A 17,609-nucleotide genomic window follows, 5' to 3' on the forward strand; every position below is an offset into this window, starting at 1 on the left:
CGGGGCTCTCAGCCCTCGGCGCGCGAGGCGTTGATCTTGTCCGCGTACTCCTGCAGCGACCCGATGCCGATCTCCCCGCGCTGCAGCGCCTCGATCCCGTGCACGGCCGCCGCGAAGCCCTGGACCGTGGTGATGCACGGCTTGCCGGCCTGCACCGCCGCAGTCCGGATCTCGTAGCCGTCCAGCCGCGAGCCGACCCCGAAGGGGGTGTTGACGATCAGGTCGATCACGCCGTCGACGATCATCTGCACGATCGTCGGCTCGCCGTTCGGGCCGGTCCCCTGCGAGAGCTTGCGCACCGTGGTGGCCGGGATCCCGTTGCGGCGCAGCACGTCGGCGGTGCCGTCGGTGGCCAGGATCTCGAAGCCCAGGTCGTGCAGGGCCTTGACCGGGAACACCATCGAGCGCTTGTCGCGGTTGGCCACCGAGACGAACGCCCGGCCCTTCAGCGGCAGCGAGCCGTAGGCCCCGGCCTGGGACTTGGCGAAGGCCTTGCCGAAGTCGGCGTCGATGCCCATCACCTCGCCGGTGGAGCGCATCTCCGGGCCCAGGATGACGTCCACGCCCTGGCCGTCCGGGGTCCGGAACCGGGACCACGGCATGACCGCTTCCTTCACCGAGATCGGCGAGTCCGGGGGCAGCGTGCCGCCGTCGCCCTCCTTGGGCAGCAGCCCCTCGGCGCGCAGCTGGGCCACCGTGGCGCCCATGCCGATGCGCGCGGCGGCCTTGGCCAGCGGGACCGCGGTGGCCTTGGCCACGAACGGCACCGTGCGCGAGGCGCGCGGGTTGGCCTCCAGCACGTACAGGATGTCGCCGGCCAGCGCGTACTGGATGTTGATCAGGCCGCGCACGCCCACGCCGCGGGCGATCGCCTCGGTGGAGGCGCGCAGCCGCTTGATGTCGTGCCCGCCCAGGGTGATCGGCGGCAGCGCGCACGCCGAGTCGCCGGAGTGGATGCCGGCCTCCTCGATGTGCTCCATCACGCCGCCGAGGTAGAGCTCCTCGCCGTCGAACAGCGCGTCGACGTCGATCTCGATCGCGTCGTCCAGGAACCGGTCGACCAGCACCGGGTGCTCCGGGGAGATCTGGGTGGCGCGGTCGATGTAGTCGTGGAGCATGGCCTCGTCGTAGACGATCTCCATGCCCCGCCCGCCCAGCACGTAGGAGGGCCGGACCAGGACCGGGTAGCCGATCTCGTCGGCGATGGCCTTGGCCTCGGCGAAGGAGAACGCGGTGCCGTGCTTGGGGGCCGGCAGGCCCGCCTCGGCCAGGACGCGGCCGAAGGCGCCGCGGTCCTCGGCCAGGTGGATGGCCTCCGGCGAGGTGCCGACCACCGGCACACCGGCGTCCTTCAGCGACTGCGCCAGGCCCAGCGGGGTCTGCCCGCCCAGCTGCACCACGACGCCGGCCAGCGGACCGGCCGCGCGCTCGGCGTCCACGATCTCCAGCACGTCCTCCAGCGTCAGCGGCTCGAAGTACAGCCGGTCGGAGGTGTCGTAGTCGGTGGAGACGGTCTCCGGGTTGCAGTTGACCATCACGGTCTCGTAGCCGGCGTCCCGCAGCGCGAACGACGCGTGCACACAGGAGTAGTCGAACTCGATGCCCTGCCCGATCCGGTTCGGCCCCGAGCCCAGAATGATGACCGCCGGCTTGTCGCGCGGCTCGACCTCGGTCTCCTCGTCGTAGGACGAGTAGTGGTACGGGGTCTTCGCGGCGAACTCGGCGGCACAGGTGTCGACGGTCTTGTAGACCGGCCGCACGCCCAGGGAGTGCCGCAGCTCGCGGACCACCGACTCGGTCAGGCTCCGGATGTCGGCGATCTGCTTGTCGGAGAAGCCGGTCCGCTTGACCCGGTGCAGCAGCTCCGGCGACAGGCGCTCGGCGTCGCGCAGCTCGCAGGCGGTCTCGTGGATCAGCAGCACCTGGTCCAGGAACCAGGGGTCGATCTTGGTGGACTCGTGCAGCTCGGAGATCGAGGCGCCGGCCCGGTAGGCCTCCACCAGCAGGTTGATCCGGCCGTCGGTGGGGCGCGCGGCCTCGGCGAGCACCGTGGCCTTGTCGCGGACCGGGCCGACCCAGGTGAACTCCGAGCCCTTCTTCTCCAGCGAGCGCAGCGCCTTCTGCAGCGCCTCGGGGAAGGAGCGGCCGATGGCCATGGCCTCGCCGACCGACTTCATGGTGGTGGTCAGGGTGCTGTCGGCGGCCGGGAACTTCTCGAAGGCGAACCGCGGCACCTTCACCACGACGTAGTCCAGGGCCGGCTCGAAGGACGCCGGGGTCTCCCGGGTGATGTCGTTCGGGATCTCGTCCAGGGTGTAGCCGACGGCCAGGCGCGCGGCGATCTTGGCGATCGGGAAGCCGGTGGCCTTGGAGGCCAGCGCCGAGGAGCGGGAGACCCGGGGGTTCATCTCGATCACGATGATCCGGCCGTCGGCCGGGTTCACCGCGAACTGGATGTTGCAGCCGCCGGTGTCGACGCCGACCGCGCGGATCACCGCGATGCCGATGTCGCGCAGCTCCTGGTACTCCCGGTCGGTGAGCGTCATCGCCGGCGCGACGGTGATCGAGTCGCCGGTGTGCACGCCCATCGGGTCGAAGTTCTCGATGGAGCAGACCACGACGACGTTGTCGCATCTGTCGCGCATCAGCTCCAGCTCGTACTCCTTCCAGCCGAGGATGGACTCCTCCAGGAGCACCTCGGTGGTCGGCGAGAGCGCCAGGCCCGTGCCGGCGATGCGGCGCAGCTCGGCCTCGTCGTGCGCGAAGCCGGAGCCGGCGCCGCCCATGGTGAAGGAGGGCCGGACCACGACCGGGTAGCCGCCGAGCTCCTCGACGCCGGCCAGGCAGTCGTCCATGGAGTGGCAGATCACCGAGCGCGCCGACTCCGCGCCGATGGTCTCGACGATGCGCTTGAACTTCTCGCGGTCCTCGCCGGACTGGATCGCGGCGATGTTGGCGCCGATGAGCTCGACGTTGTACTTGTCCAGGACGCCGTTCTCGGCCAGCGCGACCGCGGTGTTCAGCGCGGTCTGGCCGCCCAGGGTGGGCAGCAGGGCGTCGGGGCGCTCCTTGGCGATGATCTTCTCGACGAACTCCGGGGTGATCGGCTCGACGTAGGTCGCGTCGGCCACCTCCGGGTCGGTCATGATCGTCGCCGGGTTGGAGTTCACCAGGATGACCCGCAGGCCCTCGCTGCGCAGCACGCGGCAGGCCTGGGTGCCGGAGTAGTCGAACTCGGCGGCCTGGCCGATGACGATCGGGCCGGAGCCGACGACCAGGACGGACTTCAGATCTTGGCGCTTGGGCATCTCAGGCCTCGCCCTTCTTGTCGTTCTTGGCGGTGGCCATCAGATCCGAGAACCGGTCGAACAGGTAGGCCGCGTCGTGCGGGCCCGCCGCCGCTTCCGGGTGGTACTGCACGCTGAAGGCCGGGACGTCCAGCGCCTTCAGGCCCTCGACCACGTCGTCGTTCAGGCAGACGTGGCTGACCTCGACCCGGCCGTACTTGGTGTCCGAGACCCGGTCCAGCGGCGCGTCCACGGCGAACCCGTGGTTGTGCGCGGTGACCTCGACCTTGCCGGTCGCGCGGTCCTGCACCGGCTGGTTGATGCCGCGGTGGCCGTACTTGAGCTTGTAGGTGCCGAAGCCGAAGGCCCGGCCGAGGATCTGGTTGCCGAAGCAGATCCCGAAGACCGGGATCCTGCGGTCCAGGACCGCCTGGACGATGGGGACCATCGTCTCCTCGGTGGTCTCCGGGTCGCCGGGGCCGTTGCTCATGAAGAAGCCGTCCGGCTCCAGCGCCAGCACGTCCTCCAGGGTCGCCGAGGCGGACAGCACGTGCACCCGGGCGCCGCGCTCGGCCATCCGGTGCGGCGTCATGGACTTGATGCCGAGGTCGTAGGCGGCCACGGTGAACCGGTGCTCGCCGATCGGCTCGACCACGTAGCCCTGCTTGGTGCTGACGTCGCCGACCAGGTCCGCGCCGGCCATCTCCGGGCTCGCCTTGACCTTCTCGACCAGCGTCTTCGGGTCCTGCTCGGCCGCCGGCCCGGAGAACACGCCGCAGCGCATCGCCCCGCGCTCGCGCAGGTGGCGGGTGATGGCGCGGGTGTCGACGCCGGAGATCCCGACGATGCCCTGCCCGGCGAGCTCCTCGTCCAGCGTGCGCTGCGAGCGCCAGTTGGAGGCCACCCGGCTGGGGTCGCGGACCACGTAGCCGGCGACCCAGATCTGCCGGGACTCCGGGTCCTCGTCGTTGACCCCGGTGTTGCCGATGTGCGGGGCCGTCATCACGACGACCTGCCGGTGGTACGAGGGGTCGGTCAGGGTCTCCTGGTAGCCGGTCATGCCGGTGGTGAAGACGGCCTCGCCGAAGGTCTCGCCGACGGCGCCGTAGGCGTCGCCGCGGAAGGTCCGTCCGTCCTCCAGGACCAGGATCGCCGGGGGTCGGTTGTTCATGCGGACGGCCTTTCTGTAGCGCTGACTGCGAGGAAGGCCTCCAGGGCCCGCATCAGTCCATCAGTCCCGTGGCGGGGGTCGACGCCGGTGTCCAGGGTGCGGTCACCGTGCTGCCAGGTGATGACCACCAGGCCTTCATCCCGGAGATACTTGCCGGCCATGCCGGAGGCCAGGCGCACGCCGCGCACCGCCTCGGCCGGGATGAAGACCGCTGCGGGCTCGCGCTCGATCAGCACCCCCTCCTGGGCCACGTGGACCTGCGCGTTGCTGCGCACGCCGAGGCCCTGCGCCGCGATCCGGTCCAGCCAGTCGCCCTCGGAGGTCGTGGACACGTAGACCACCTCGAAGCCGCCCTCGCCGGAGAACACGCCCTCCGGGACGTCGTTCAGGGGCAGCAGGTCGGCCTGCCGGGCCTGGCGCTTCTTCCAGCCGCGCCACATCAGCAGGTAGATGCCGCCCATGGCGGCCAGCGTGACGATCGTCCAGACAATCCGCTGGCCGATGTGCGTGACCGGCGCGGAGTGCTCGCCGGCGGCGGCCAGGCCGCGGTGGACCAAGTACTGGTTGTTCATGCGAGCTTCCCATCGAGCACGGTGGCGGTCCCGCGCAGGAAGGTCGCGACGACCGCCCCGGGCAGCTCCATCCCCTGATACGGGGTGTTCTGCGACAGCGAGGCCAGGCCGGTGCGGTCCACGGTGCGCTTCGCCTTCGGGTCCACCAGGACCAGGTTCGCCGGCTCGCCGATCGCGATCGGGCGGCCGTGCCGGTCGGCGACCTGGCCGATGGCCGCCGGCCGCGCCGACATCCGGTCAGCGACGTCGGCCCAGGTCATCAGGCCGCTGTCGACCATGGTCTGCTGCACCACGGACAGCGCGGTCTCCAGGCCCAGCATGCCCATGGCCGCCGCGGCCCACTCGCAGTCCTTGTCCTCCTGCGGGTGCGGGGCGTGGTCGGTGGCCACGGCGTCGATGGTGCCGTCGGCCAGGCCCGCGCGCAGCGCCTCGACGTCCGCGGCGGTGCGCAGCGGCGGGTTGACCTTGTAGATCGGGTCGTAGCTCTTGACCAGGTCCTCGGTGAGGATCAGGTGGTGCGGGGTGACCTCGGCGGTCACCGGGTGGCCCTTGGACTTGGCCCAGCGGATCAGCTCCACCGAGCCGGCCGTGGAGACGTGGCAGACGTGCAGCCGGGACTTGGTGTGCGCGGCCAGCAGGATGTCGCGGGCGATGATCGCCTCCTCGGCCACCGCCGGCCAGCCGGTCAGGCCCAGGATCCCGGACAGCTCGCCCTCGTTCATCTGCGCGCCCTGCGTCAGCCGCGGCTCCTGCGCGTGCTGCGCGACCACGCCGTCGAAGGCCTTCACGTACTCCAGCGCGCGCCGCATCAGGTTGGCGTCGGAGACGCACTTGCCGTCGTCGGAGAAGACCCGCACCCGGGCCGCGGAGTCGGCCATCGCGCCGAGCTCGGCCAGCCGCTCGCCGGCCAGGCCCACGGTGACCGCGCCGACCGGGAACACGTCGCAGTGCCCGGCCTCCCGGCCCAGGCGCCAGACCTGCTCGACCACGCCGGCGGTGTCGGCGACCGGGTCGGTGTTGGCCATCGCGTGCACGGCGGTGAAGCCGCCGAGCGCGGCGGCCCGCGTGCCGGTGTCGACCGTCTCGGCGTCCTCGCGGCCCGGCTCGCGCAGGTGGGTGTGCAGGTCGACCAGGCCGGGCAGGGCGATCAGGCCGCCGGCGTCGATCACCACGGTGCCGGCGACCGGCCCCAGGGCGCCGGCCTCGGCGATGATGCCGTCGCGCAGGAGCAGGTCCTGCGGGTCACCGCCCAGGACGCTCGCGTTCTTGATCAGATAGGTGGTGCTCACGCGGCGGCGCCCTTCGGTTCGGTGTTCTGGTGCTGGCTGTGGGCCTGGCCTTGGCCCTCGTCGCTGCCGATCGCCGACTCGCTCCCGCTCAGCAGCAGGTACAGCACGGCCATCCGGACGCTGACCCCGTTGGCGACCTGCTCGACGATCACCGAGCGGTCGGAGTCGGCGACCTCGGCGGAGATCTCCATGCCCCGGACCATGGGCCCGGGGTGCATGACGATCGCCTTGTCCGGCAGCTTGGCCATGCGCTGCGCGTCCAGGCCGTAGCGGCGGCTGTACTCGCGCTGCGTGGGGAAGAAGCCCCCGCTCATCCGCTCGCGCTGGACCCGCAGCATCATGATCGCGTCGCTGCCCGGGATCGCCGCGTCCAGGTCGTAGGAGACCTCGCAGGGCCAGCTCTCGACCCCGACCGGGAGCAGCGTCGGCGGGGCCACCAGGGTGACCCGGGCGCCGAGGGTGGCCAGCAGGTGCACGTTGGAGCGCGCGACCCGGGAGTGCAGGACGTCGCCGACCACGGTGACCCGGCGGCCGTCGAAGCCGCCGAGGTGGCGGCGCATGGTGAAGGCGTCCAGCAGGGCCTGCGTGGGGTGCTCGTGGGTGCCGTCGCCGGCGTTGACCACGTGGCTGGAGCTCCAGCCGGCGTTGGCCAGCCGGTAGGCGGCGCCGGAGGCGCTGTGCCGGACCACGACCGCGTCGGCGCCCATGGCCTCCAGGGTGAGCGCGGTGTCCTTCAGCGACTCGCCCTTGGAGACGCTGGAGCCCTTGGCCGAGAAGTTGATCACATCGGCGCTCAGCCGCTTGGCCGCGACCTCGAAGGAGGTCCGGGTGCGGGTGGAGTCCTCGAAGAAGAGGTTCACCACGGTGCGGCCGCGCAGCGTCGGCAGCTTCTTGATCGGGCGGGCCGCCAGCCGGGCGATCTCCTCGGCGGTGTCCAGGATCAGGACCGCGTCGTCGTGGGAGAGGTCGGCGGTGGACAACAGATGGCGCTTCATATAGCCGTCTCGCTCTCAATCCCCAGGTAGACGGCATCTTGCTGCACACCGTCGTGCTCGCGCAGCCGGACCTTCACGCTCTCGCGCTGGGAGGTCGGCAGGTTTTTACCGACGTAGTCGGCGCGGATCGGCAGCTCGCGGTGGCCGCGGTCGACCAGGACCGCCAGCTGCACGGCGCGCGGGCGGCCGATGTCGTTCAGGGCGTCCAGCGCGGCGCGGATGGTGCGGCCGGAGTACAGGACGTCGTCCACCAGGACGATCAGGCGGCCGTCGACCCCCTCGTCGGGGATCTCGGTGCGCTCCAGCGCGCGGGCCGGCTTCATCCGCAGGTCGTCGCGGTACATGGTGACGTCCAGGAAGCCGACCGGGACGGTGGTGCCCTCGACGTCGGCGATGCGGGCGGCCAGGCGCTTGGCGAGCGTGGCGCCGCGGGTGGGGATCCCCAGGAGCATGACATCCTCGGCGCCCTTGGCGCGTTCGAGGATCTCGTGCGCTATCCGGGTCAACGCCCGGGAGATGTCGGCCTCATCGAGAACCGACCGCGCACCTTCTGGTATCGCGGGCATACTAAAAAGACCCCCTTCTCTGCCTCACGGGACAGATCGTTAAAGGACTCGGTCGGCAACGACTCTACCAGGACGATCACGCATGATCGTCAAGGGTGCTCCGCCATCCGAGTGCGGAGCACTGCTGTGAGTGACATAAGCTGATTGGACCAGACCACCCGGCAGTCACCGGTGTTCTTGACAACGACGGGACTTGCGCAGAATGACAGCTGCGCGTACCGTCACGCTAAGTCACCAACGGGTCATTTCGAGAAAACTGCCGATCCGCTGAACTGGGCCAAGCCGTGTGGCGAGGGGAACACGTAAGGCCGCAGTTGTGTCTATGGGGAGCTACATGTCCACCGAGTACGCGAAAGCGCTGGGCGTCCGACTGCGCGCCATCCGATCCCAGCAGGGCCTGTCCCTGCACGGCGTGGAGCAGAAGTCGCAAGGACGCTGGAAGGCCGTCGTCGTCGGCTCTTACGAGCGCGGCGACCGCGCTGTCACCGTGCAGCGCCTGTCCGAGCTCGCCGAGTTCTACGGCGTGCCGGTCCACGAACTGCTGCCCGGCACCGGTGCGCCGGCGTCGGCGCACGAGCAGGGCGGCAAGCTGGTGCTCGACCTGGAGCGCCTCAAGAGCCTCCCGGTCGACCAGGCCGGCCCGCTGCTGCGCTATGTCGGCAGCATCCAGAGCCAGCGCGGCGACTGGAACGGCCGCGTCATGACGATCCGCGGCGAGGACCTGCGCACGCTCGGCGTCATCTACGAGATGGCCCCGTCCGAGCTGATCAAGATGCTCACCGAGTGGGACGTCCTGAACCCGGCCGCGGCGCGTCCGTACAACGACGAGGAGGGCGACGGCGAGGCCGGCGGCTTCCCGGGCGGCTTCGCCGAGGACGACGAGGCCTGAGCGGGCTTCACGGCTTCGCACAGCTCAAAGCCCGCCCCGCAGTGATGCGCGGCGGGCTTTAGGCTGTTCGGCGGGCTTTAGGCTGTTCAGAGGACCGCCGAAGCTGAGAAACAAGCTAAGAAATCAGGCGGCTCGCGCGATGGTGCACGCCGCCTCGGCCGCCGAGCGCAACGAGCCAAGCGGGAAGTACCTCGTCGGCGGCTTCTCCTCGAAGAAGTCCAGCAGGATCAGGCTCACCAGCTCCGGCTTCTCCATCGGTGAGACGTGCGAGGTCCCCGGCACCACCGCCAGGCGGCCGTCCGGCGCCGTCCCGGCCATCGCCGCGGCGTGCGCGATCTCCACACAGTCGTCGTCGCCCTGCATGACCAGCAGCGGCATCGGCAGCGCCGCGATCTGCTCCATCGCCACCGGGACCGCCTCGCGCCACATGCGGTTCAGCTTCTCCTCGACCACCGGGAAGTGCTCCGGGCCGTCCGGGGACAACGCCTCGTAGAGCGGCCGCCAGGTCTCGGCCAGCCAGGACCGGCCGGGCTCCACCGACAGCGCCGTGGCGGCGGCGGTCTGACCCTCCACGCTCGCGACGCCGCCGCTGAGCAGCACCAGCCGGCTCACCAAGTCCGGCCGCCGCAGCGCCAGGCGCAGGACGACGCTGGCGCCGTTGCTCCAGCCGACCAGCCGGACCGGCCCGAGACCGAGCGCCTCGATGAAGCCGGCGATGTCGTCGGCGAAGGTCTCGTAGGAGTAGGGGCCCTCGACGTCCGCGGTCCGGCCGTGGCCCCGGCACTCCGGGGTGAAGACCCGGTACCAGTCGGCGAGCAGGTCCAGCTGCGCGGTCCAGCTGCCGGCATAGCCGCCGGTGCCGTGGACCAGCACCACCGGCTCGCCCTCTCCGGCGACTTCGTAGTACATGCTCAGACCGTCGCCATCGATATCGGCATAGGCGCCCATGGCAGTTCCCCTCGTTCCCTGTCCGGACGGCTTCGGCGTCCGGCACCGGCAACCAGGGTCGCGAAGGCGGCTGGCAGACCGCTGACGGGCCGCTGACAGCGCCCCGTCAGCCGTGCTCAGCCGTGCTCGGCTTCGGCACCCGCCTTGCGCGCCCGGTGCGCGCGCACGCGGCCGCGGCTCGCGCACGCCGGGGACGGGCACCAGCGGCGCCGGCCGTCCGGATCGGCGAAGACGCCGCGGCAGTCGGACTCCGGACAGGACTTCAGCGCGTGACGCTCGGGACCGGTGAGGTGCTCGGCGGCCTGGCGGGCGACCCGGCCCAGCGCCGCGGCGGCGTCCTGCGGCGCCGGCCGTCCCAGGCCCGGCGGACCGGCGGCGGCCGTGAGGTCCAGCGGCCCGTCGTGGGCCGCCAGGAAGGCCGTCAGGGCCGGTGCGGCCTGCGGGGACGGATCCTCGCCGGTGGCGGCGGACAAGGCCAGCGGACGCAGCGTCTCGCGCAGGTGGCATGCCAGCTCCAGATCCGCGTCCGTGACCGGGGCCCGCGGCGCGAGCTCCACGGCGGCCAGCCAGTCCGCCAAGCGCTCCGGAGTGGGGATGCGCTCCTCCGGATGGCGGCCGAACGCACTGCCCCGCGTGGCGAGGAGGTTCAACCACGTCGCCCCGGTGTCGAGGCGGAAGGGGATGGGTTCCATGGCGAAAAGTGTAACGGTGATGGCGTTACATCTGCTAGCGTTCTCAAGTAACGCTTGAGGCGTTACATCAATGGGGAGGACTCGCCATGGACTTCGAAGCCGCCATCCTCGACCGCGGGGCCGGCTACGCGCTGCTGGACGTGCTGCAGGACGAGACGACACAGAACGCCGCGCTGCCGGCCGTGGAGAAGCTCGCGCCGGGCTTCACCGACTGGATCGTGACCGCGCTGTTCGGCGGGACGTACCAGCGGGCCGGCCTGACCCTGCGCGAGCGGCAGATCGCGAACCTGGCCGCGCTGACCGCCCTGGGCGGCGTGGACCCGCAGCTGATCGGGCACGTGAAGACCAGCGAGCGGGTCGGGATGAGCCGCGAGGAGATCGTGGAGGTGTTCGTGCACCTGGCGCCGTACGTGGGGGTGCCCAAGGCGCTGGCCGGGCTGCGGGCCGCCGCGACGGCGTTCGACGCCGGGACCGCGCGATGATCCGCACGGTCCTCGGCGACATCGCGCCCGACGAGCTGGGCGTCACCGACTCCCACGACCACCTGTTCTTCGCCTCGGTGAAGCTGGCCGGCCAGGAGCTCGACGACGCGGCGGCGGCCGGGGCCGAACTGCGGGCCTTCGCCGCGGCGGGCGGACAGGCACTGGCGCAGTGGACGCCGATGGGACTGGGACGGCGCGCGGAAGAGCTGCCCGCGCTGTCGCGGGCCACCGGGGTGCACATCATCGCGGCGACCGGGCTGCACCAGGCCGGGCACTACCCGCCGGAGCGGCTCGCCGTGCTGCTCGACGGCCTGGCCGAGCGCTTCATCGCAGAGCTCGGCGAGGGCCTGCGGCTCGATGAGCAGCCCGATGGGGCACCGCTGCCGGCCCGGGCCGGACTGATCAAGGTGGCCGGCGACTTCCACCAAATGGACCGGCACGCCTCAGCCGTCTTCGAGGCGGCCGCCGCCGCGCACCACGCCACCGGGGCGACCATCGCCGTGCACCTGGAAGGCGGCACCCATCCGCTCGGCGCGCTGACCACGCTGCACGACCGGCTCGGGGTCCCCTCCGGCTCGGTGATCCTCGGCCACCTGAACCGCTTCCCCGACCCCGGACCGCACCGCGAGGCCGCCGAGGCGGGCGCCTTCCTCGGCTTCGACGGACCCTCGCGGGCCAACCACGCCACCGACTGGCGGCTGTTCGACCTGCTCGGCGCGCTCGTCGAGGCCGGCCACGCCGAGCAGGTGCTGCTCGGCGGCGACACCACCAGCGCCGCCGCCCGCGCCGCGAGCGGCGGTGGACCGGGCATCCCGTTCCTGCTCACCGACATCAGGGCCCGGGCGCTGCGCGACTTCGGCCCCGAGACCGCCGACGCCGTCTTCCGCCGGAACCCGGCGCGCGCCTTCGACACCGACTGGCGCCTCTGAGAACGAGGACGAGGACGCGGAAGGGCCCGCCGGCGCACATCGCGCGAGCGGGCCCTTCCGTGTCCTGCTTGGTCTTGCTTGGTCTTGCTTGGTCTTGCTTGGTCTTGCTTGGTCTTGCTTTGATCCTGCCTGGTCCTGCCGGGTGCTGATCAGCGCTTCAAGCTGTCCTTGACCTCGGCTATCCGCGCCAGCAGCCCGTTGACGAACTGCGGCGACTCGTCGGTCGACATCAGCCGGGCCAGCGAGACCGCCTCGTCCAGGACCACCGCGTCGGGCACGTCGGACTGCCACAGCAGCTCGTACACGCCGATCCGCAGGACGTTGCGGTCCACGGTCGGCATGCGGTCCAGGGCCCAGCCCTCGCTGTGCTCGTCGAGCAGGTCGTCGATCTTGTCCACGTGCTCCAGCACGCCCTCGACCAGGGTCGCCGCGTACGGCTGCACGGCCGGGATCGTGCCCTCGGGCCCCTGGGCGCGGACCCGGGCCTGGGTGTCGGCCAGGACTGTGCGCGGGTCGACGCCCCGCAGATCCGCCTCGAAGAGGATCTCCAGGGCCCGCTGGCGGGCCTTGCTGCGCGGTGAGGCCATCAGCTGCTGACGCGGCCGAGGTAGGAACCGTCGCGGGTGTCGACCTTGACCTTCTCGCCGGTGGTCAGGAACAGCGGGACCTGGATCTCGTGGCCGGTCTCCAGCTTGGCCGGCTTGGTGCCGCCGGTGGAGCGGTCGCCCTGCAGGCCCGGCTCGGTGTACTCGATCACGAGCTCGACCGCGGCCGGCAGCTCCACGTACAAGGGCGTGCCCTCGTTCGTGGCGACCAGGGCCATGGTGCCCTCGAGCATGTAGTTGGCCGCGTCCCCGACGGTGTCGCCGGAGACGTACAGCTGGTCGTACGTGTCCATGTCCATGAACACGAAGTCGGTGCCCTCCTGGTAGAGGTACTGCATGTCGCGGCGGTCGACGTTGGCCGTCTCGACCTTGATGCCGGCGTTGAAGGTCCGGTCGACCACCTTGCCCGAGAGCACGGCCTTGAGCTTCGTGCGCACGAAGGCGGGGCCCTTGCCGGGCTTGACATGCTGGAACTCCACGACAGACCAGAGCTGGTTGTCGATCTTGAGGACCATGCCGTTCTTCAGATCGTTTGTGGACGCCACGTCGGTGTGTACTCCTGCTTCCCGACTGCCGGCCCTGGCGAGTCAGGCCGCATCCAGCGGCCTACAGCACCAGCAGTTCCTTGGTGGTAATGGTGAGCAGCTCCGGACCGCCCTCGGCCTTCGGCCGGACCACCAGGGTGTCCTCGATGCGGACACCGCCGCGGCCCGGCAGATAGACCCCGGGTTCGACGGTCACCGGAGTGCGATCATCCAGTGTACCCGGCAGGCCGGCACCGAGCCTCGGGTCCTCATGGATCTCCAGGCCCACGCCGTGTCCGAGGCCGTGTCCGAAGTGCTCGCCGTAGCCGGCCGCCTCGATGACCTGCCGCGCGGCGGCGTCCACGTCGGCGCAGCGCGCGCCCGGCTCCAACGCCTGCCGCCCGGCCTTCTGCGCGGCGAACACCAGGTCGTAAACCTCGACCTGCCAGTCGGCCGGGGCCCGGCCGACCACGAAGGTCCGGGTCATGTCGGCGTGGTAGCCCTGGTAGAGCGCGCCGAAGTCGATCTTGAGGAACTCCCCCTCGCCGACCCGGCGCTCCCCGGGCCGGTGGTGCGGCACCGCGGAGTTCGGGCCGCAGGCCACGATCGTGTCGAAGGCCCGGCCGTCGGCGCCGTGGTCGGTCATCCGGCGCTCCAACTCCTGCGCGATGTGCCGCTCGGTGCGCCCGATCAGGATGGACTCGGTCAGCTCGGCCAGCGCCCGGTCGGAGATGGCGCAGGCCTCGCGGATGAGCGCGATCTCACTCTCGTCCTTGACCCGGCGCAGCTCCTCCACCGCGTGCCCGAGCCCGACCAGGTTCGCGGCCGGCGCGGCCGCGGTCAGCTCGGCGGAGAGCTGCCGGTGCTCCTCGACGGTGATCTCGTGCTCCTCCACGGCGATCCGCCGCAGCCCGTCCTTGGCGGCCCGCTCGACCAGCGCCGGCGCGCAGTGCCGGACGATGATCCGCTCCACGTCCGGCACCTCGGAGGCGGCCTGGGTGTCGTAGCGGAAGTCGGTGCAGAACACCGCGCCGCCCCGGGTGACCAGCACGGCGCCGTTGGAGCCGGTGAAGCCGGTCAGGTAGCGGACGTTCACCAGCTTGGTGACCAGCGCGGCGTCCGCGTCCACCGCCTCCAGCCGGGCCCGCAGCCGTTCGCGGCGGGCGGCGTACGCCGGGGGGTCGATGGCGGCGGGTCCGGTTGCGCTGCGGTCTGCGGTCATGCCCCCCAGACTACGAAGCTCCGTTCACTCCGGCAGCTCAGACAGGGCCCTTAGCGCAAGAAGATACGAGCCGATCCCGAACCCGGCGATGGTCCCGCTGGCCACCGGGGCGATGACGCTCTTGTGCCGGAACTCCTCGCGCGCGTGCGGATTCGAGATGTGCACCTCGATCAGCGGCGCGGTGCGCTGCGCGGCGGCGTCGCGCATGGCGTAGGAGTAGTGCGTGAACGCGCCGGGGTTGATGACCACCGGCACCCGGCCGTCGGCGGCCTCGTGCAGCCAGCGCACGATGTCGCCCTCGTCGTTGGTCTCGCGCACCTCGACGTCGAAACCGAGCTCGGCCCCGAGCGCCTCGCAAGCCTTGACCAGGCCGGCATAGGAGACTGAGCCGTAGACATCGGGCTCGCGGCTGCCCAGACGGCCCAGGTTGGGGCCGTTCAGGACCAGGACTTTGCGCGGCCGGCTCACAGGTCGACCACTCCCCCGGCGCTCTGCTCCTCGGCCACCTCGCTGTACGCCGCGACCAGCAACGCCGGGTCCGGCCCCTCCAGCACCGCCGGCTTGGCCAGACCGTCCAGCACGATGAAGCGCAGCATGTCCGCCCGCGACTTCTTGTCCACGCGCATGGTCTCCAGCAGCTTCGGCCAGGCATGCCCGTCGTACCCGGTCGGCAGGCCGAGCGCGGTCAGGATCTCGCGGTGCCGGTCGGCGGTGGCGTCGTCCAGCCGCCCGGCTACCCGGCCGAGTTCGGCGGCGAAGATCATGCCGACGCTGATCGCCGCCCCGTGCCGCCAGCGGTAGCGCTCATTGCGCTCGATGGCATGGCCCAGGGTGTGGCCGTAGTTCAGGATCTCGCGCCGCCCGGCCTCCTTCAGATCCGAGGAGACCACGTCGGCCTTGACCGCGATCGCGCGCTCGACGAGCTCGCGGGTGTGCGGGCCGTCGAAGCGCTTGGCGCCCTCGATGTCCGCCTCGACCAGCCGCAGGATCTCCGGATCGGCGATGAACCCGCACTTGACGACCTCGGCCATGCCGGCCACGAAGTCGTTTGCGGGCAGCGTCTGCAGGGTGTCCAGGTCGCACAGCACACCGGCCGGCGGGTGGAACGCCCCGACCAGGTTCTTGCCCTCGGCGGTGTTGATGCCGGTCTTGCCGCCGACCGCGGCGTCGACCATGCCCAGCAGCGTGGTCGGGATCTGCACCACCCGCACGCCCCGCAGCCAGGTCGCGGCGGCGAAGCCGGCCAGGTCGGTGGTGGCCCCGCCGCCCAGACCCACGACCGCGTCGGTGCGCGTGAAGTTGGACTTGCCGAGCACTTCCCAGATGTAGGCCAGGACCTCGACCGACTTGGCCTCCTCGGCGTCCGGGACCTCGATGGTCAGCGCCTGGTAGCCGGCGTGCTCGATGAGGTCGTCGCGCACCGCCTCGGCGGTGGCGGCCAGCGCGCGCGGGTGCACGATCGCCACCCGGACGGCCTTGGTCCCGATCATGGCGGGCAGCTCGCCGAGCAGACCGTGGCCGACCACGACCTCGTAGGGCGCCTCGCCGCCGACCTTGATGCGTGTTTCGCTCGTCACTTCCCCAGGCTTTCGACGATCTCCGCCGCGACCTCTTCGGGCGCACGGTCGGTACGGACGGTCAGGACGGCGACCTCTTCATAGAGCGGACGCCGCTCATCCATGAGCTTGAGCAGGGTGCCTCGCACGTTGCCCAGCAGCAGCGGCCGGTCGCGGTTGAGGCCGACCCGCGAGGCGGCATCGCTGAGCGTCACCTCCAGGAAGGCGACCCGGTGCTCCTTGAGCAGGATCCGGGTGTCGGCATCGAGAATGGCGCCGCCGCCGAGCGCGAGCACGCCGTCATGGCCGGCCAGCGCCTCCTTGACCGCGACTTTCTCCAGCGCGCGGAAGTGCGGCTCGCCGTGCTCGACGAAGATCTCGGAGATCTCCTGGCCCGCCGCGGCCACGATGTCCTCGTCGGAGTCCCGGAAGGCGACGCCGAGCTGCTCGGCCACCAGCCGGCCGACGGTGGACTTGCCGGAGCCCGGAGCCCCGACCAGGACGACGACCGGGCTCACGCCTGCGCCCCCTGCTCAGGCCCTGCGATCCGCACGGGCATGTTCGCGAGGTAGGACTCGTAGTTGCGCCGGGTCTCCCGCACCGAGTCGCCGCCGAACTTCTCCAGCACCGCGTCGGCCAGCACCAGCGCGACCATCGCCTCCGCGACGACACCGGCCGCCGGAACCGCACAGACATCCGAGCGCTGGTGGTGCGCCACGGCCGACTCACCGGTAGCGGTGTCCACGGTGCCCAGGGCCCGCGGAACGGTCGCGATCGGCTTCATCGCGGCCCGCACCCTCAGCACCTCACCGGTGGACATGCCACCCTCGGTACCACCGCTGTGGCCGGTACGGCGCCGCACGGAAAGCGGGTCGCTGCCCACCGCCTCCATCTCGTCATGGGCCTGCGAGCCGGGGATACGGGCCAGCAGGAAACCGTCGCCGATCTCCACACCCTTGATGGCCTGGATCCCCATGACAGCCCCGGCCAGCCTGGCGTCCAGGCGCCGGTCGGACTGCACATGCGAACCCAGACCCGGCGGCAGACCGTAGACGACCACCTCGACGACACCACCCAACGTGTCGCCGTCCTTGTGCGCCTGATCGATCTCGGCGATCATCGCCGCCTCAGCCTGCGGATCCAGACAGCGCACCGGCGAGGCGTCGAGCTTCTCGACATCCCCGGGCAGCGGCAGGACGGCATCACGCGGCGACTCGGCGGCCCCGATCCCGACCACATGCGAGACGATCTCAGCCCCGATGGCCTGCCGCAGGAAATCCCGCGCCACCTCGCCGAGCGCCACCCGCGCCGCGGTCTCCCGGGCCGAGGCACGCTCCAGCACCGGCCGGGCGTCATCGAAGCCGTACTTCTGCATGCCGGCCAGATCCGCATGACCGGGACGCGGCCGGGTCAACGGCGCATTGCGCGCCTGCGCGTCCAGCACCTCGGGATCGACCGGGTCGGCGGCCATGACCGTCTCCCACTTCGGCCACTCGGTGTTGCCCACCTGGATCGCGATGGGGCCACCCTGCGTGAGCCCGTGCCGCACACCACCGAGGATGGTCACCTGGTCCTGCTCGAACTTCATGCGCGCGCCGCGCCCATAGCCGAGGCGACGCCGGGCGAGGGCATCGGTGATGGCCTTGGTGGACGTCTCGACCCCGGCAGGCAGTCCTTCGAGGACCGCGGTGAGGGCCGGACCGTGGGATTCCCCTGCGGTGAGCCAACGTAGCGACATGGTGCGATTCTTCCACGTCTTGACAGGCGAGCCGGACGACGTTCGGGGAGTGGACGAGCCCCGAGACCACACGCTGGGTGTCCCGGGTCTTGCCACGCGCTCATGAACCCAAATCCCGTTGCACACCGCACCCGCCCGCTGGCA

The 17,609-nt window shown here is 71.2% G+C and carries 18 protein-coding genes; 3 read left to right on the forward strand and 15 right to left on the reverse strand.

Features of this window, described 5'->3' with window-relative positions; genetic code table 11:
* Positions 1–8: 8 nt before the first annotated feature.
* Genes carB through pyrR form a run of 6 tightly spaced genes read right to left on the reverse strand, consistent with a single transcriptional unit; the run spans position 9 to position 7,880 of the window.
* Positions 9–3,308 (reverse strand): carbamoyl-phosphate synthase large subunit, encoded by a 3,300-nt coding sequence (gene carB, locus ABH926_RS11545; RefSeq protein WP_370365434.1) that lies wholly within the window; start codon positions 3,306–3,308, stop codon positions 9–11.
* Position 3,309: 1 nt separating this feature from the next.
* Complete coding sequence (gene carA, locus ABH926_RS11550) at positions 3,310–4,458, reverse strand: glutamine-hydrolyzing carbamoyl-phosphate synthase small subunit (protein ID WP_370365436.1); 1,149 nt, start codon at positions 4,456–4,458, stop codon at positions 3,310–3,312.
* Positions 4,455–5,030 (reverse strand): hypothetical protein, encoded by a 576-nt coding sequence (locus ABH926_RS11555; RefSeq protein ID WP_370365437.1) that lies wholly within the window; start codon positions 5,028–5,030, stop codon positions 4,455–4,457. Before ABH926_RS11555 ends, carA begins: the two co-directional genes overlap by 4 nt.
* Complete coding sequence (locus tag ABH926_RS11560; protein WP_370365439.1) at positions 5,027–6,319, reverse strand: dihydroorotase; 1,293 nt, start codon at positions 6,317–6,319, stop codon at positions 5,027–5,029. The genes ABH926_RS11555 and ABH926_RS11560 overlap by 4 nt, the downstream gene beginning before the upstream one ends.
* A complete protein-coding gene (locus tag ABH926_RS11565) occupies positions 6,316–7,314 on the reverse strand; it encodes an aspartate carbamoyltransferase catalytic subunit (RefSeq protein ID WP_370365440.1) in 999 nt (332 codons plus the stop codon). Before ABH926_RS11565 ends, ABH926_RS11560 begins: the two co-directional genes overlap by 4 nt.
* Positions 7,311–7,880 carry a bifunctional pyr operon transcriptional regulator/uracil phosphoribosyltransferase PyrR gene (gene pyrR / locus ABH926_RS11570; RefSeq protein WP_370365442.1) on the reverse strand — a complete coding sequence of 190 codons (570 nt, stop codon included), beginning with the start codon at positions 7,878–7,880 and terminating at the stop codon, positions 7,311–7,313. The genes ABH926_RS11565 and pyrR overlap by 4 nt, the downstream gene beginning before the upstream one ends.
* Positions 7,881–8,214: 334 nt before the next feature.
* Here pyrR and ABH926_RS11575 point away from each other — a divergent pair, with 334 nt between their 5' ends.
* The gene (locus tag ABH926_RS11575) at positions 8,215–8,769 is read left to right on the forward strand and encodes a transcriptional regulator (protein WP_370365443.1); all 555 of its coding nucleotides are present in this window, start codon (positions 8,215–8,217) and stop codon (positions 8,767–8,769) included.
* A 123-nt stretch (positions 8,770–8,892) separates the two neighbouring features.
* Here the strand turns inward: ABH926_RS11575 and ABH926_RS11580 are convergent, their stop codons facing one another.
* Both ABH926_RS11580 and ABH926_RS11585 read right to left on the reverse strand, forming a co-directional pair.
* Complete coding sequence (locus ABH926_RS11580; RefSeq protein ID WP_370365444.1) at positions 8,893–9,717, reverse strand: alpha/beta fold hydrolase; 825 nt, start codon at positions 9,715–9,717, stop codon at positions 8,893–8,895.
* 116 nt (positions 9,718–9,833) lie between these two features.
* A complete protein-coding gene (locus ABH926_RS11585) occupies positions 9,834–10,409 on the reverse strand; it encodes an ABATE domain-containing protein (protein ID WP_370365445.1) in 576 nt (191 codons plus the stop codon).
* 86 nt (positions 10,410–10,495) lie between these two features.
* On the opposite strand from ABH926_RS11585, the gene ABH926_RS11590 reads away from it, so the two are divergent.
* On the forward strand, positions 10,496–10,891 hold the full coding sequence (locus tag ABH926_RS11590) for a carboxymuconolactone decarboxylase family protein (RefSeq protein ID WP_370365446.1): 396 nt from the start codon (positions 10,496–10,498) through the stop codon (positions 10,889–10,891).
* On the forward strand, positions 10,888–11,820 hold the full coding sequence (locus tag ABH926_RS11595) for a phosphotriesterase (RefSeq protein ID WP_370365447.1): 933 nt from the start codon (positions 10,888–10,890) through the stop codon (positions 11,818–11,820). Before ABH926_RS11590 ends, ABH926_RS11595 begins: the two co-directional genes overlap by 4 nt.
* Before the next feature lie 149 nt (positions 11,821–11,969).
* Here ABH926_RS11595 and nusB read toward each other — a convergent pair whose 3' ends face one another.
* From nusB to aroC, 7 genes are all read right to left on the reverse strand, one after another.
* Positions 11,970–12,407, reverse strand: coding sequence for a transcription antitermination factor NusB (gene nusB / locus ABH926_RS11600; protein ID WP_370365448.1), 438 nt, complete (start codon positions 12,405–12,407; stop codon positions 11,970–11,972).
* Positions 12,407–12,970, reverse strand: coding sequence for an elongation factor P (gene efp, locus ABH926_RS11605; RefSeq protein WP_370365449.1), 564 nt, complete (start codon positions 12,968–12,970; stop codon positions 12,407–12,409). The genes nusB and efp overlap by 1 nt, the downstream gene beginning before the upstream one ends.
* A 61-nt stretch (positions 12,971–13,031) precedes the next feature.
* A complete protein-coding gene (locus tag ABH926_RS11610) occupies positions 13,032–14,171 on the reverse strand; it encodes an aminopeptidase P family protein (RefSeq protein ID WP_370365450.1) in 1,140 nt (379 codons plus the stop codon).
* A gap of 24 nt (positions 14,172–14,195) precedes the next feature.
* On the reverse strand, positions 14,196–14,639 hold the full coding sequence (gene aroQ, locus ABH926_RS11615; protein ID WP_370365451.1) for a type II 3-dehydroquinate dehydratase: 444 nt from the start codon (positions 14,637–14,639) through the stop codon (positions 14,196–14,198).
* The gene (gene aroB / locus ABH926_RS11620) at positions 14,636–15,748 is read right to left on the reverse strand and encodes a 3-dehydroquinate synthase (RefSeq protein ID WP_370365452.1); all 1,113 of its coding nucleotides are present in this window, start codon (positions 15,746–15,748) and stop codon (positions 14,636–14,638) included. Before aroB ends, aroQ begins: the two co-directional genes overlap by 4 nt.
* Positions 15,745–16,245 carry a shikimate kinase gene (locus tag ABH926_RS11625; protein ID WP_370365453.1) on the reverse strand — a complete coding sequence of 167 codons (501 nt, stop codon included), beginning with the start codon at positions 16,243–16,245 and terminating at the stop codon, positions 15,745–15,747. The genes aroB and ABH926_RS11625 overlap by 4 nt, the downstream gene beginning before the upstream one ends.
* Complete coding sequence (gene aroC / locus ABH926_RS11630) at positions 16,242–17,465, reverse strand: chorismate synthase (RefSeq protein ID WP_370365454.1); 1,224 nt, start codon at positions 17,463–17,465, stop codon at positions 16,242–16,244. The genes ABH926_RS11625 and aroC overlap by 4 nt, the downstream gene beginning before the upstream one ends.
* Between the last annotated feature and the right edge of the window lie 144 nt (positions 17,466–17,609).

The sequence above is a fragment of the Catenulispora sp. GP43 genome (assembly GCF_041260665.1).
Taxonomy (GTDB): Bacteria; Actinomycetota; Actinomycetes; order Streptomycetales; family Catenulisporaceae; genus Catenulispora.